Source organism: Betaproteobacteria bacterium (assembly GCA_009377585.1).
Classification (GTDB): Bacteria; Pseudomonadota; Gammaproteobacteria; order Burkholderiales; family WYBJ01; genus WYBJ01.
The window spans coordinates 1-13,772 of record WHTS01000072.1 but is presented as its reverse complement, the minus strand read 5'-3'; the positions used below and the strand labels follow the sequence as shown (position 1 = coordinate 13,772).

General features: G+C 66.7%; 14 protein-coding genes. 4 read left to right on the top strand and 10 right to left on the bottom strand.

Features of this window, described 5'->3' with window-relative positions; genetic code table 11:
• Nucleotides 1–10: 10 nt before the first annotated feature.
• The 5 genes from GEV05_20145 to GEV05_20125 form a co-directional block, all read right to left on the bottom strand.
• Nucleotides 11–487, bottom strand: a complete 477-nt coding sequence (locus GEV05_20145; protein MPZ45656.1) for a hypothetical protein — start codon at nt 485–487, stop codon at nt 11–13.
• Nucleotides 450–815 (bottom strand): ribonuclease N, encoded by a 366-nt coding sequence (locus GEV05_20140; protein MPZ45655.1) that lies wholly within the window; start codon nt 813–815, stop codon nt 450–452. Before GEV05_20140 ends, GEV05_20145 begins: the two co-directional genes overlap by 38 nt.
• A 21-nt stretch (nt 816–836) precedes the next feature.
• Nucleotides 837–2,618, bottom strand: coding sequence for an aspartate--tRNA ligase (aspS, locus tag GEV05_20135; protein MPZ45654.1), 1,782 nt, complete (start codon nt 2,616–2,618; stop codon nt 837–839).
• 178 nt (nt 2,619–2,796) lie between these two features.
• Nucleotides 2,797–3,456 carry a DUF502 domain-containing protein gene (locus GEV05_20130; protein ID MPZ45653.1) on the bottom strand — a complete coding sequence of 220 codons (660 nt, stop codon included), beginning with the start codon at nt 3,454–3,456 and terminating at the stop codon, nt 2,797–2,799.
• Nucleotides 3,457–3,461: 5 nt separating this feature from the next.
• On the bottom strand, nt 3,462–3,908 hold the full coding sequence (locus GEV05_20125; protein ID MPZ45652.1) for a zinc ribbon domain-containing protein: 447 nt from the start codon (nt 3,906–3,908) through the stop codon (nt 3,462–3,464).
• Nucleotides 3,909–4,189: 281 nt separating this feature from the next.
• Between GEV05_20125 and GEV05_20120 the strand changes: the two genes are divergently transcribed.
• Nucleotides 4,190–5,107, top strand: coding sequence for a DnaJ domain-containing protein (locus tag GEV05_20120; protein ID MPZ45651.1), 918 nt, complete (start codon nt 4,190–4,192; stop codon nt 5,105–5,107).
• Here the strand turns inward: GEV05_20120 and GEV05_20115 are convergent.
• The 3 genes from GEV05_20115 to GEV05_20105 form a co-directional block, all read right to left on the bottom strand.
• Nucleotides 5,082–5,786, bottom strand: coding sequence for a DUF599 family protein (locus tag GEV05_20115; GenBank protein ID MPZ45650.1), 705 nt, complete (start codon nt 5,784–5,786; stop codon nt 5,082–5,084). The genes GEV05_20120 and GEV05_20115 overlap by 26 nt on opposite strands.
• Nucleotides 5,787–5,870: 84 nt before the next feature.
• The gene (locus GEV05_20110; GenBank protein MPZ45649.1) at nt 5,871–7,319 is read right to left on the bottom strand and encodes a Do family serine endopeptidase; all 1,449 of its coding nucleotides are present in this window, start codon (nt 7,317–7,319) and stop codon (nt 5,871–5,873) included.
• 334 nt (nt 7,320–7,653) lie between these two features.
• Complete coding sequence (locus tag GEV05_20105; GenBank protein ID MPZ45648.1) at nt 7,654–8,793, bottom strand: AI-2E family transporter; 1,140 nt, start codon at nt 8,791–8,793, stop codon at nt 7,654–7,656.
• Between the two features lie 427 nt (nt 8,794–9,220).
• Here GEV05_20105 and GEV05_20100 point away from each other — a divergent pair, with 427 nt between their 5' ends.
• Together GEV05_20100 and pta are read left to right on the top strand one after the other, a co-directional pair.
• Nucleotides 9,221–9,427, top strand: a complete 207-nt coding sequence (locus GEV05_20100; protein MPZ45647.1) for a cold-shock protein — start codon at nt 9,221–9,223, stop codon at nt 9,425–9,427.
• Nucleotides 9,428–9,818: 391 nt separating this feature from the next.
• Nucleotides 9,819–10,778 carry a phosphate acetyltransferase gene (gene pta, locus GEV05_20095; GenBank protein MPZ45646.1) on the top strand — a complete coding sequence of 320 codons (960 nt, stop codon included), beginning with the start codon at nt 9,819–9,821 and terminating at the stop codon, nt 10,776–10,778.
• Here the strand turns inward: pta and GEV05_20090 are convergent.
• A complete protein-coding gene (locus tag GEV05_20090) occupies nt 10,775–11,917 on the bottom strand; it encodes a citrate (Si)-synthase (GenBank protein ID MPZ45645.1) in 1,143 nt (380 codons plus the stop codon). The two genes, pta and GEV05_20090, sit on opposite strands and share 4 nt — an antisense overlap.
• Nucleotides 11,918–11,934: 17 nt before the next feature.
• Nucleotides 11,935–12,405, bottom strand: coding sequence for a universal stress protein (locus GEV05_20085; protein ID MPZ45644.1), 471 nt, complete (start codon nt 12,403–12,405; stop codon nt 11,935–11,937).
• 63 nt (nt 12,406–12,468) lie between these two features.
• Here GEV05_20085 and GEV05_20080 point away from each other — a divergent pair, with 63 nt between their 5' ends.
• Nucleotides 12,469–13,440: an acetate kinase gene (locus GEV05_20080; protein MPZ45643.1), complete on the top strand. Its 972-nt coding sequence runs from the start codon at nt 12,469–12,471 to the stop codon at nt 13,438–13,440.
• Nucleotides 13,441–13,772: the final 332 nt, after the last annotated feature.

Here is a 13,772-nt window from a genome sequence, read left to right as displayed (position 1 = left end):
GGCTCTCGAATCAGACGATCAGGACGGGCAATTCCAGGTCGGCCGCAGGCGCGCCGACGAACAGGACCCAAAAGGCCTTGCCTTCGCCGCGCCAGTACTCGGCGGAAGTCTTGAAGATGTCGAGCAGGATGGCAAATCCGTCCGGATCGGTTTGCGCATAGGTGTGGAAGCCTTCGACCCGGATCACCAGCCCCGGCTCGGGCATCCAGGAGGCATCGGTGAGGCAGTCCTCCAGGGCGTCCCAGTTGCGGCCGAACCAGGACGGGAACGACAGCGTGCGGCCGAGCAGCCCCAGGAACTGCGACTTGGTACGCGCGGCGCCGGCATCGACGGCAATGAACGCGAGCCCCGCATCGCGCACGGCAGTCTCCAGCGCGGGCGGCACGACCACGGTGCGGAACACGCCGGACTTGCGGTGCTCGCGCAACCGCGGGGCGAGCGCTTCGGCGCTAATCCCGGATTCGACGGAAGCTGTCGTAATGATCATCCGTGTAGTAGTAGTCCGAGCCGCGGCCGGCGACGATGCGCCGCGCGCCGCGATCTTTCGCCCCCGGCGTTGGTACGGTGTATTCACGATAGTAACCCTGCTCTCTTGCCGGCAAGCGGCGTTCGCGATTGCCGAACACCGCGCCGTCCCTGCGGTACGGAAACGGTCCGCCGCGTTGGATCAATGCAAGCGTGCGCTGCGCTTCGGGCGGCAACTGCGCCAGCCGAACCTCGGCCAGCCCCGGCTCGCCGCGCGCGCAGCCGAAGCTGGCCAGCCCGAAGGCCAGCACGAACAGCAGCCACGCGAAGCGAGCCCATGCGCCATTCATCGCTGCCATGACGCTCGAACCTCATTGCACCTGGGCATCCGGGACGCGTGCGCGGATATGCAGCTCGCGCAGCTGGTGTTCGTCCACCCGATTCGGCGCCTGTGTCAGCAGGCATGTCGCCCGCTGCGTCTTCGGGAACGCAATGATGTCGCGAATCGACTCGGCGCCGGCCATCATGGCGACGATCCGATCCAGGCCGAAGGCGATGCCGCCGTGCGGCGGCGCGCCGTACTGCAAGGCGTCCAGCAGAAAGCCGAACTTCGCCTGCGCCTGGTCGGCATCGATGCCGAGCGCGCGAAATACTTTCTGCTGGATCTCCTGGCGATGGATCCGGATCGAACCGCCGCCGATCTCCCAGCCGTTCAACACCATGTCGTGCGCCTTCGCCATCGCCTTGCCCGGATCGCTCTCCAGCAGCTCTTCGTGGCCATCCGCGGGCGCGGTAAACGGATGGTGCATGGCGTCCCAGCGCTTCTCGTCGTCGTTCCATTCGAACATGGGGAAATCGACCACCCACAGCGGGCGCCACCCGGGCTGCGCCAGGCCGCGCTCGTGCCCGACCTTCGTCCGCAGCGCGCCCAGCGCCTCGTTGACCACCTTGGCCCGGTCGGCGCCGAAAAAAATGAGATCGCCCGCGCCCGCGCCGGTTCGGCTGAGGATCGTTCCGATCACCGGCTTGGACAGGAACTTCAGGATCGGCGACTGCAGTCCCGCCGCGCCCTGATCCACCGCGTTCACCTTGATATAGGCGAGCCCCTTGGCGCCGTAGATCTTCACGTACTCGGTGAGATCGTCGATCTCCTTGCGCGTGAGGCTGCCGCCCTGCGGCACGCGCAGCGCCGCCACGCGGCCTCCAGCGAGCGCCGCCGCGTCGCGGAACACCTTGAAGTCCACCTCGCGCACCGCGTCGGTCAGCTCGGTCAGTTGCAAGGGTACGCGCAGATCCGGCTTGTCGGAGCCGTACAGCGCCATCGCCTCGCGATAGGAAAGGCGCGGGAACGGCTGCGGCAGCTCCACCCCCGCGGCGACCCGGAAGACCTCGCGGACGAGATCTTCCATCATCGCCATGATCTCGCCCTGGTCGAGAAACGAGGTCTCGACGTCGATCTGGGTGAACTCGGGCTGGCGGTCGGCGCGCAGGTCCTCGTCGCGGAAGCACTTGACGATCTGGTAGTAGCGATCGAACCCCGCCACCATCAGCATCTGCTTGAAGAGCTGCGGCGACTGCGGCAGCGCATAGAACATCCCCGGGTGCACCCGCGACGGAACCAGGTAGTCGCGTGCGCCTTCCGGCGTCGAGCGCGTCAGCATCGGCGTCTCGATGTCGATGAAGCCATGCCGGTCCAGGAACTGGCGCGCGGCCATCGCGACGCGATAACGCAGCCGCAGGTTGCGCTGCATCAGCGGACGGCGCAGGTCCACCACGCGGTTCTCGAGCCGCACCGTCTCCGACAGGTGCTCGTCGTCGAGCTGGAACGGCGGCGTTGCCGCGGTGTTGAGGATTTCGACCTGCTCCGCCAGCACCTCGATCTCGCCGCTCACCAGGTTGGGATTGACCGTGCCCTGCGGGCGTTCGCGCACGCGGCCGCGAACCTTGACCACGAATTCGTTGCGCAGCGTCTCGGCCGTCGAAAACGGCTGCGGGCGGTCGGGATCGCATACGATCTGCACGAGGCCTTCGCGGTCGCGCAGATCGATGAATATGACGCCGCCGTGATCGCGGCGCCGATGCACCCAGCCGTACAGCTCCACATCGGTGCCCAGGTGCTTTCGGCTGATCGAGCCGCAATAGTCGGTACGCATGATTCTTCCGTTTCCGTCGCCCGGAACACTCGGCGTGCCCGGCTGCCGGTGCTTCCAGTTTTTTCGCTACCCCGGACCGGGCAACCCAGTCTCGGGCCGACTCGGGGAACCCGATCTTCGGACCGGGGCGCCCAATGTTCGGGCCGGGGCGCCTATGTTTCCCCGGACCTGGGCATGCTCAGCGCTGTCCAGCCTCCGCATGGCGCGCTTCGGCGGCCGCAATCGGCACCGCCCGCTTCGGGTGATCGGTTACGGCGGGGGCAACGACGCCCATCGAAATCACGTATTTGAGCGCCTCATCGACGCTCATGTCGAGTTCGACCACGTCCGAGCGCGGCATCATGAGAAAGAACCCGGATGTGGGGTTCGGCGTGGTGGGCACATAGACGCTGACATATTCGCCGCGCAGGTGGTTCACGACGTCGCCCCCGGGCCGGCCGGTCTGAAATGCGATTGTCCACGAACCGGTGCGCGGATACTGCACCAGCAAGACCTTACGGAATGCCTGTCCCGTGTCGGCGAGAATGGTGTCCGAGACTTGCTTGACCCCGTAGTAGATCGATTTCACCACGGGGATGCGGGCGAGCACACCCTCCCAGAATCGCACCAGTCGCTGGCCGATGAAGTTGGCCGCCAGCAGACCGGTCAGGAACACCACCAGGATGGTCAGAACCGCACCGAAGCCCGGAATGTGGAATCCCCAGAGCGCCTCGGGACGCAATTGATTCGGCAGAAGATCCAGCGAGTGATCCATGGTGCTGATCAGCCAGTTCAGCACCAGGACCGTGATGCCGAGCGGAATCCAGATGAGCAGCCCAGTGATGAAATAACGCTTCATCAGGTTCAGGCGGGAGAGGCGCCGGCGCCACCGGCCGCCGCCCCCGAGCTGCTACCTCCGCTGTCCGCGCTGCTATCCGAGCTCGACTTGCTGCCGCCTTCGCCAGCCTTGCTGCCTTCGCTGGCCTTGCTACCGCCTTCGCCCGTCTTGCTGCCTTCGCCGGTCGTGCTACCGCCTTCGCCGGTCTTGCCGCCCTCACCAGCCTTGCTATCGCCCGCACCGGCCTTGCTGCCCTCGCCGTCTTTTTTTGCGCCCGGCTTCGACGTGCCGTTATTCTTGAAGTCGGTCGCATACCAGCCGGTTCCCTTCAGCTGGAATCCGGCCGCGGTAACTTGCTTGCTGAACGTGCTTTTGCCGCACTCGGGGCAGTCGGTGAGCAGCGGCTCCGCAAGCTTCTGCAGATAGTCGTTCTGGTAGCCGCAAGCGCTGCAGCGATACTCGTAGATGGGCATGTTCGGAACCTCCCGAGGGCGACGGACGATTATAGCGAAGCACTCACTCCAAGGTGTCGCGAATGTTGGGCCGCGTCAAGCATCCTTCAAGCCGGAGCCGGCCGGCGTACGGCTCGGCCGCGGGCTTGCTTGCGCATTTGGCACCCGCCCCAATCTTGGCTATGTTTCAGGCCTCTGGTCGCCGCCACAGCGGCCCGATGCCACCATCGAGGAACCGCCATGGCACAGGATGACACGTTGCAGGTCTGCTGCGGGCATTGCACCGCAACCAACCGCGACGGATGAAGTACAAGGACTACTACCAGGCGCTCGGAGTCGCACGCGACGCCTCCGACGAGGACATCAAGAAGGCGTATCGCAAGCTCGCGCGCAAGTATCACCCCGACGTATCGAAGGAAAAAAACGCGGAAGAGCGTTTCAAGCAGGTGGCCGAAGCCTACGAGACGCTGCGCGACAAGGACAAGCGCAGGGCTTACGACCAGCTCGGCCGTTACCGCAGCGGGCAGGACTTTCGGCCGCCGCCCGACTGGGAACGCCAGTTCGGCGATATTTTTAGCCGCCACAACGACAGCGGCGACAGCGGCGGCTTCGACTTGGGCGAGCTGTTCGCGGGCTTGGCGGGCGGGCGGCGCGGGTCGAACCGGAGCGGCCGGCGCGGCCGGGATGTGGAAGTCACGGCGCAGCTGAGCCTCGAGGATGCAGCCAAGGGCACCGAGATCGCAATCGCGATTCCGGCAGCGGGCGCGGCGAACCGCACCGTGCACGCACGCATTCCCAAGGGAGCGACCGAGGGCCAGAAGCTGCGCGTCGCCGGAAAGGGCCTACCCGGGACGGGACCCAATACGGCGGCTGGCGACCTGTACATCACCGTGGCGCTGAAGCCGCATCCGCTGTTTCGCGTCGAGGGGCACGACCTGCTGCTCGACCTGCCGATCACGCCGTCGGAGGCGGCGCTCGGAGCCGCGGCGGAAATCCCGACGCTCGCAGGCAAGGTGAAGTTGCGCATCCCGCCCAACTCGCAATCCGGCCAGCGCCTGCGCCTGGCCGGTCGCGGGTTGCCGAAACCCGCGAGCGGCTGCGGCGACTTGCTGGCCCAGTTGAAGATCGTCACGCCGCCGACGTTGAGCGAACGCGAGAAAGCGCTCTACGAGCAGCTTGCGGCAACCTCGGCGTTCAATCCTCGCGCTCATCTCGGCTGACGGCCTGCGCGATCGGCGCCGTGGCAACCGGCGGGGATCGATCGATCAAGCTCAACGCGGCAATCAGCCCGGCGCTCGCCAGCACGACGTATGCCGGACCGAACAAGCCGAACACGAGCGGCACGCACATGTAGAAGGCGCGCGTGCCGAGGGAATAGAACCGCCCCGCGCGATTCAGATACGCCGCGACCCGATACGGCGGAAAGGTGGCCGTGTCGGCCGGCAGATTGATCATGTAACCGACGTGATTGTAAAAGCGGATCGCCATCGAGAACATGAAGAAGGCGACGAAGAAGTCCGCCAGCAGAAGCAGCAGGATCAATGCATGGTCGCTTTGCGCGCGGTCGCGTTGGCTTGCGAGCGCGCCGAGCATTTGTTCGAAACGGGCGCCGTCCGCGCCCAGATTGAGCGTCCCTATGACGAGCAGGATCGCGGTGGACGCCATGATGCTCGCGGCCATGACCGAGTTGCGCAGGGTCTGCACGGCCAGCACGTCCTTGCCTGCCTCGCGCATGATGTGCTCGACCCAGCGCATGCGCGCGAGCGAATTCAGACCCTGTGTGGCGAAGCCCGGCTGACGGCGCTCGCGCCGGTCCATGTAGAAGTGATAGATGAGGATCAGGCAGCCGCCGGCGACCAGCGCGGCGAGAAGGTTGAACTTGAATGCGATGTGGATCATGGTTTGCTGCGTCACGCACGCCGGCGCTCGTGCGCGCAAGAACGCCCAGCGGGCGCGCCTCGCAGGCGCCGTGCGTTAGCTGGGTTAGCCGAGTTCGACCGGCACGAAGATCTGGGTGCGGCCCGCGGGAGAATTGCGCTGCACCAGCAAGGCCGCATGCTTGCCCGCCTTCTCGATTGCGGCGCGCAACTCGTCGGCGCTCTTCACCGGCGTACCGTTGACCGAAAGGATCACGTCCCCGGGCGCTATACCCGCAGCAGCAGCCGCCCCGGTGGCCTGCTCGACCACGAGCCCGCCGCTCACACCGGTTTCGCTGCCTTCGCTCGGCGTGAGCGGACGCACCGCGACGCCGAGGCGCGGTTGCTCGGCGCTCTGAGGATTGCTCTGCGCAACCTGCGCCTGCGGCGATTCGCCGACCACCACCTTGAGGTTCTTCGTTTCGCCCTTGCGCCAGACACGGATGGTGGCGGTTTCGCCTGGGCGCACGTCGCCGACCGCGAGCGGCAACTCGGCCGAGCTCTTGATCTCCTTGCCGTTGAAACCGATCACGACGTCGCCGGCCTGCACGCCCGCCTTCTGCGCCGGGCTGTCGGGCGTGACCACGGTCACGAGCGCGCCCTCCGCACGCTTCATTCCGAACGACTCGGCCAGGCTTTGATTCACTTCCTGGATGGTGACGCCCAGATGCCCGCGCGTGACCTTGCCGTACTGTTGCAGCTGGTCCTTCACCTTGATCGCGACCTCGATCGGAATCGCGAAGGAGAGACCTTGGTAGCCGCCCGTGCGGCTGTAGATCTGCGAGTTGATGCCGACCACCTCGCCCTGCATGTTGAACAGCGGCCCGCCCGAGTTGCCGGGATTGACCGCCACGTCGGTTTGGATGAACGGAACGTACGCGCCGTCGGGCAGCGAACGCCACTTGGCGCTGACGATTCCGGAGGTCACGCTATTCTCGAACCCATACGGCGACCCGATGGCAGCGACCCACTCGCCGACTCTCAGATCGGACGCATCTCCCAGCCGCACGCTCGGCAGTCCGGTCGCATCGATCTTCAGCAACGCGATGTCGGTGGGCGGGTCGACACCGAGCACCTTGGCGCGAAACTCGCGCTTGTCGGTAAGCTTGACCGTCACTTCCTTGGCATTGGCGACCACATGCGCATTGGTCAATACCAGGCCATCGGAACCGATGATGAAGCCCGATCCCATGCCTCGCACCGGCGCACGCTCCTGTGGAACGGGCACGCCGAAACGGCGGAAGAACTCGTAGAACGGATCACCCGGCGCGAGCTGAGGACCTTGCGGGGTCTCGCCCACGACGCTGATATTCACTACCGCCGGACCGTTGCGTTCGACGATGGCGGTGAAATCGGGCAGCAGTGCCGGCGAGCCGCCGCGCTGCTTCGGTGCGGCCGCGGCATGCGCCTCTGTGGGCTGAAACCACCCGAGCACATCGGAATGAACAACCGCGGTCCCTGCGCCGGCGACGAATCCCGCCGCAACCAGGCCGACCGCAATCAGCTTGCGGTTCATGACGAACTCCTCGAGCTTCTTGAGGGACGAAGCGCCCGCGCGCAAGCGCGAGCGCAACCCGGGACGAAGCGCCCGCGCGCGAACGTGACTGCGCCGGCATCGGGTGCTTATCGATGCACACTAAGGCAATCCATACACCGTCGAAGTTCCATGCCATGCCATGCCATGCCATGCACGCACGTCGCGGGCCTTGGTCGCACAATTGACACGCGCATCGACGCCGCGCCCGTGCACGATTACGACACGCTGACGAGCCGGGCCGCCATCGAAACCGACGCCGCCGCGCCGGATACCGTATGCGTTCGTCACGCGCCGTGCGCACGCCGAATATGATTTAGCCGAGCTGATCGGGCGGCAGCGGCGGCGAGGCGGCGGCCGTGGCCGGCGCGTCTGCATCCGACTCGATCAGCGCACTATCGCGCGGGTGGCCGGCTTCGAGCCATTCCTGCCATACGCCCAGCAGCACCGCCAGGACCACCGGCCCCAGGAACAATCCCACCGGCCCGAACGCGACCAGCCCGCCGAGCACACCGAACATCACCAGCAGGAACGGGATGCGCGTCGCGCTGCTGATGACGAGGGGTCGGATGAGGTTGTCGACCGCGCTCACTACCAGCGTACCCCACAGCAGCAGGCCCACCCCGGCCATGGTATGCCCGGTCAACAGCAGCCATACGCCCGCCGAACCCCACACGAACGGCGTGCCGAAAGGAATCAGTGCGATCAAGCCGGTGAGCGCACCGAGCAGCACGGGCGCCTGCAGCCCCGCCACCCAGTAGCCCAGTCCAGCCAACGCGCCTTGCACTATCGCGGTGAGCACGATTCCGTACACGACCGCCTTGGTGGTATCGGCGACCGCCTTCACGTAGCCGTGCGAGCGATAGCCGAGGAACCGGCGCAGGATCTGGCGCGCCTGCTCGGTGAGCCCGTCACCGTCGCGGTAGAAGAAGAACACGGTCAACAGCGCGAAGCCCATATTGGCCACGAAGTGGCCCACGCCGCCGGCGAGCATGCCGATCTTGCCCAGCCATGGATCGAGCCACTGCAGCAGCTCGGCACGCAACGCGGCGCGGTCGTTCGAGAACCGGTCGAGGATCGACTGCAGTTGCTCTCCCAGCCACGGGATCTGCTGGACGAACTCGGGCAGGCGCAACGTGCTCAACGCGAGCTCGTCGCGCACCAGAGCGTAGGCGGTACCGACTTCAATGCGCAGAACCTCGATCAGCCACATCATCGGTGCGACGAAGGCCGCCGCCAGCGTGATGGTCATGGCGAGCGCGGTGAGATTAGGCATGCCGGGCGCCAGGCGCACCAGGCGCGCATACACGGGCCAGGTGACGAAGGCGAGTATCCCGGCCCAGGCGACCGGCACGAAGAAGTAGTGCAGCACCTGGTACGAGAGCAACAGCAGGCCGCCGAGGAACAGGGCCAATATGGCGCGTCGGGTCAGCGCGCGCAGCGTCTGGTCTTCCATGGCAAGCGCGGTCGTACGCGCACGGCAGGCAGTCGATCGGAAAAAGGTGTACGGATCATAACCCAGCGCCGCCTGGGGGTCAGGTCTTGCATGTTGCATCCCCACGCGCCCACGCGGCTGGCCGTCATTGCAGCCGGCTCGCTGATCCGATCGTCGCTTCAGACCCGGATGCCGCGACGATCACAACCCTGCGAGCATGATCGAAGCGAGTCACTGGCGCGGGCACCGGCAGCTTTCGAAGCGCGCCTCTAGCAAGCGACAGGCCCGAGCGATTGCGTTGCGTTTCGAAGTCGCGTCGCGCATACTCGACCGCACGAATCCGTCGCCTGCGCGTCGCGCACAGCCGCCTTATGACAACGCCATGACGAGCCGGCGGCGATTCGATTCTGCGCTCGCGAGCGCCCGACCTGTTTCTCGGAGATATGCAATGCCTACCGGTACCGTGAAGTTCTTCAACACCACCAAGGGATTTGGTTTCATCCAGCCATCCGACGGATCGAAGGATGTATTCGTGCACATTTCGGCCGTGGAACGTTCCGGCCTGGCCGGTCTGGCCGAGAACCAGCAGGTAAGTTTCGAGCTCGAGCGCGGACGCGACGGGCGCGTCTCCGCAATCAACCTGCGCGCCATGTAGCAACGCGCCACGGACCGCGCGTGCGCATGCCAGCCGCGGCGCGCACGGCGGCCCGAAAAGGCTGCGCGCACGCAGCCGAAACAGATCCCGCGCGAACGCCCACCCCCGAAGTTCACCGCCATGACGAGCATCCCCGCCCCCGCTGCGGCGCCAGCGCCGCCGCTCGCAATCTCTCACGCGGCATAGCCGGCGCAGACTCAAGGCAGTGGTGGCGAAGCCCTGAACGAAATTCCGCCCGGGCCTCGAGACGCAAGCATCGCGGCTGTTGCGGCCGCGTCTCGCGTGCCTTATTTCCTGCCGTGAGCCGCGCGCGGCTGCGCGCGGGCGTTCCGTGATATTCGAGGAGAGCGCCATGTCGGCCGCCGCAGAGGGCGACATCGTAGCCGCATGCATGGCCCGGGCACGCGCCAAGCCCAGGCGCGTGGTTTTTCCCGAAGGCGATGACGAGCGCATCGTCGCCGCGGCCCGCGCGCTCGCCGACCAGTCGATCGCCAAGCCTGTCGTGCTCGGCACGGACGAGGCGATCGCCGCTGCCGCCGCCCGCGCCGGCGTGTCCCTGGACGGCATCGAGCGGCGCGATCCGGAGCGCAGCGAGCACCTTGCCGCGTACGCATGCTTGTATGCGAGCGCCCGTGGCGGCACGCACGCGCGGCTCGCGCAACGCGCCGTCCGCAAGCCGCTGTTCCACGCCGGCATGATGGTGAAGAGCGCACACGCGGATGCCATGATCGCAGGTGCGACGACGACCACAGGACGCGTGATCGAAGCGGGACTTCTCACCGTGGGCCTCGCGCCCGGAATCCGCACGCCATCGAGCTTTTTCGTCATGCTGGTGCCGCAGGAGGGCCGCAGCCAGGCGTTCGTATTCGCTGACTGCGCGGTCAACGTCGAGCCGGATGCACAGGCGCTGGCCGATATCGCACTGGCTTCCGCGGCAAGCTGCCGCGCCGTGCTCGGCGAAGAGGCTCGCGTCGCGCTGCTCTCTTTCTCCACCAAGGGCAGCGCCCGGCACGCGCGTATCGACAAGATCGTGCAGGCGCTCGAGCTCGTGCGCGCGCAGGCGCCGGATCTGGCGATCGACGGTGAGCTGCAGGTCGACGCCGCCCTGGTGCCGCGCGTGGCGCAAAAGAAAGTGAGCGGCGAGAGCGCCGTGGCCGGGCGCGCCAACGTGCTCGTATTTCCCGACCTCGATGCCGGCAACATCGGCTACAAGCTCACGCAGTGCATGGCCGGGGCACGGGCGATCGGCCCCATCCTGCAAGGCTTCGCCCGGCCGCTGAGCGATCTGTCACGCGGCGCCTCGGTCGAGGAGATCGTTGCGACCACCGCCCTCGTGCTCGCAAGCAGCTAGCGCCGCTCGATCGGCAGGTACTCGCGTGGCGGCGGGCCGTCGTAGAGCGTGAGCGGCCGCAGCAGGATGTTGTTCTCGATCTGCTCCAGCACCTGCACGGTCCAGCCGGGCACCCGCCCGACCGCAAAGATCGGCACGAACAGGTCCTCGGCAATGCGGTTGAGGAAGTAGACCACGCCGGCGTAGAAATCGACATTGACGTTCACGCCGTGGCGCGCGTAAGGCTGCATCGCAGCCACCACCGCCTCGAGAATCTGGTACCACTTGGGCTGGCCCATCTCGCGCGAGAGCCGCTCCACGCCCGCTCGCATGTGGCGCGCGCGCGGGTCCTCGGCCCGATACACGCGGTGGCCGAAACCCATGACCGGCTCCTTGTTCGCGCGCTTGCTTTTGACGTATTCGGCGGCCTGCGACGGCTCGCCGATCTCCTGCGCCATGCGCATGACGTTTTCGGCCGCGCCCCCGTGCGCCGGTCCGGCCAGTGCCGCCACGGCCGCGGTTACGGCGCCGTGCAGATCGGCATCGGTTCCCGCCACCACGCGCGCGGCGAACGAGGAGGCGTTCGAGCCGTGCTCGGCGTGCAGCACCATGTCGATGTCCATGAGACGCGCCGTATCCGCACTGGGTGCGGCGCCCTTGAGCATGTAGAGAAAGTTGGCGGCATGACCGAAGCGTGCATCGGGGGCGACCGGCTCGCGTCCATTGCGGATGTGCTCGTGCGCCGCCACGATCATCGGCACCTGCGAGGTGAGCCGGACGCCCTTGCGCAGGGTCGCCTCGGGCGACTTGTCGGCGGTCTCCGGGTCGAACGCCGCAAGGGCGGAGACGCAGGTGCGCAGTACGTCCATCGGATGCGCAGCCTGCACCGTGCCGATGATGTCGTAGATCGGGCCCGGCAGCGTGCGCGCGGCCTTCAACTCGGCGTCGAACCGATCGAGCTCGGTGCGCGTCGGCAGCGCGCCCTTCAGCAGCAGGTGGCAGGTCTCCTCGAAGCTCGACTGCTGCGCCAGATCGTGGATGGCGTAGCCGCGGTAGCGAAGCTCGCCGGCGCGCCCGTCGATGTAGCACACGCGCGAGCGATCGAAGTACACGCCCTTCAACCCGCGGTGAATATCGATTCTTTCGGCCGACTCGTCCATGGCAGCTCCTTCGCGCGTCACTTGACCACGGTCACCGGCACCTCGGCCATGTGCGCCACCTTGGCCGCGACCGAGCCGAGCACCAGCGAACGAACGCGCCCATGACTGCTCGCGCCCATCACGATGGCATCGCAGCCGCACTTCTGCGCATATTCGACCAGCGCCTCGGCCGGGCGGCCGATGGCGATCTCGGTGTCGTAGCGCACTGCGGCCTCATCCACCATCGCGCGCGCCGGTGCGAGTACCTCCCGTCCCGCGGCCAGGTGCTGCTCCAGCACCTCCTCCGCGGTCAGCAGGTTGCTGACCTCGCCGCTCATCGCCGGCGGCTGGACATTGACCAGCACGATCCGCGCGTCACCAAGCCGGCGCGCCATGTCGAGCGCGTAGCGCACGGCATTCTCGGCGTGCTCGGAACCATCGTACGCAACCAGCATCGTATACACGACACCTCCGTCCCTGCGCGGGGCCGATCTGTGCGACCGGCTCATGCGATCCTACCGCGTGTGCATGCAAGCCGCCAAATGGGAAAGCGGAAAAGCGGGCAAGCGATCATGTCGGAATCCATCCTGGTACTGAACGCCGGATCGTCCAGTATCAAGTTCGCGCTCTACCGAGTGCACGGTGATCGGCTCGGAGAACGGGTGCTCGGCGGCCAGGTCGCAGGAATTCGCGACAAGCCGCAGCTAAACGTAACCGATGCGAACGGCCGCCGCAGCGTGCGGCTTCAGCGCGCCGCGGAGCCGGCAGCCGCACCCGCCCAGGCGCTTGGGCGGCTGCTCGACTGGCTGCAGACAGAGCTCGCCGGTGAGCGCCTGAAGGCCATCGGCCATCGGGTCGTCCACGGCGGAGAGCGGTTCGCGGCGCCGGTGCGAATCGACGACGAGGCGATCCGGGCCTTGCAGTCCCTGGTGCCGATCGCCCGGCTGCATCAACCGTACGAGATCGACGCGATCCTCGCCTTGCGCCGGCGCCGGCCCGGTATGCCGCAGATCGCTTGCTTCGATACCGCATTTCACCGCACGTTGCCGACCGTGGCGCAGCTTTTCCCGTTGCCCCGCGCGATCATCGACTCGGGCGTGCGCCGCTACGGCTTCCACGGCCTGTCGTATGCCTACATCGCAACCCGGCTGCCCGAGCTGCTCGCGGGCCTCCCGGTCGCCGCGGAGCGTGCCCGGGTCGTAGTCGCTCATCTGGGAAGCGGCTCGAGCCTGTGCGCGCTGCGCGGTGGCCAAAGCATCGCCACGACCATGGGTTTCACCGCGCTCGACGGGCTGATGATGGCCACGCGCGCCGGCAGCGTCGACCCCGGTATCCTGCTCTACCTCATGCAGGAGCGCGGTATGAGCGCGCAGCAGGTGAGCGATATGCTGTATCACCACTCCGTGCTCGATGCGCAAGCGAACGCACGCCACGAAACCCGCATCAGCGCCGCGGCCAGCGCGATCCCGGTGTGGGTCGTCCCGACCGACGAGGAGCTGATGATCGCGCGCGAAACGCTGCGCCTGACTGCCGCCTCGCCGTGACCGCGCACGCGAAAGGTGGGAGCCTAGTGTCCTGAGTCCGAGGTTCGTCGCAGCAATCTCGAACATCGGCCCTGAGGCCAAGCGGGCAAAAGTGTCGAAATCGGCGCCAGACGCGAAGCGAACCACAGCCAGGTTGGACACCTGGCGAGGATTCGCGACAATGTATGGCGTCGATTCTCGGCATCTTTTGCGCGGCGAATTTCGGACTCAGGATACTAGGGCGCGGATGCTATAGTGCGCGCACCGCACTCACCGCGCAGGACCCGCGCTGAATCCCGACGTACTTCTGCTAGCCGCCGCGGCGTTCCTGCTCGCCGGCTTCGTCAAGGGCG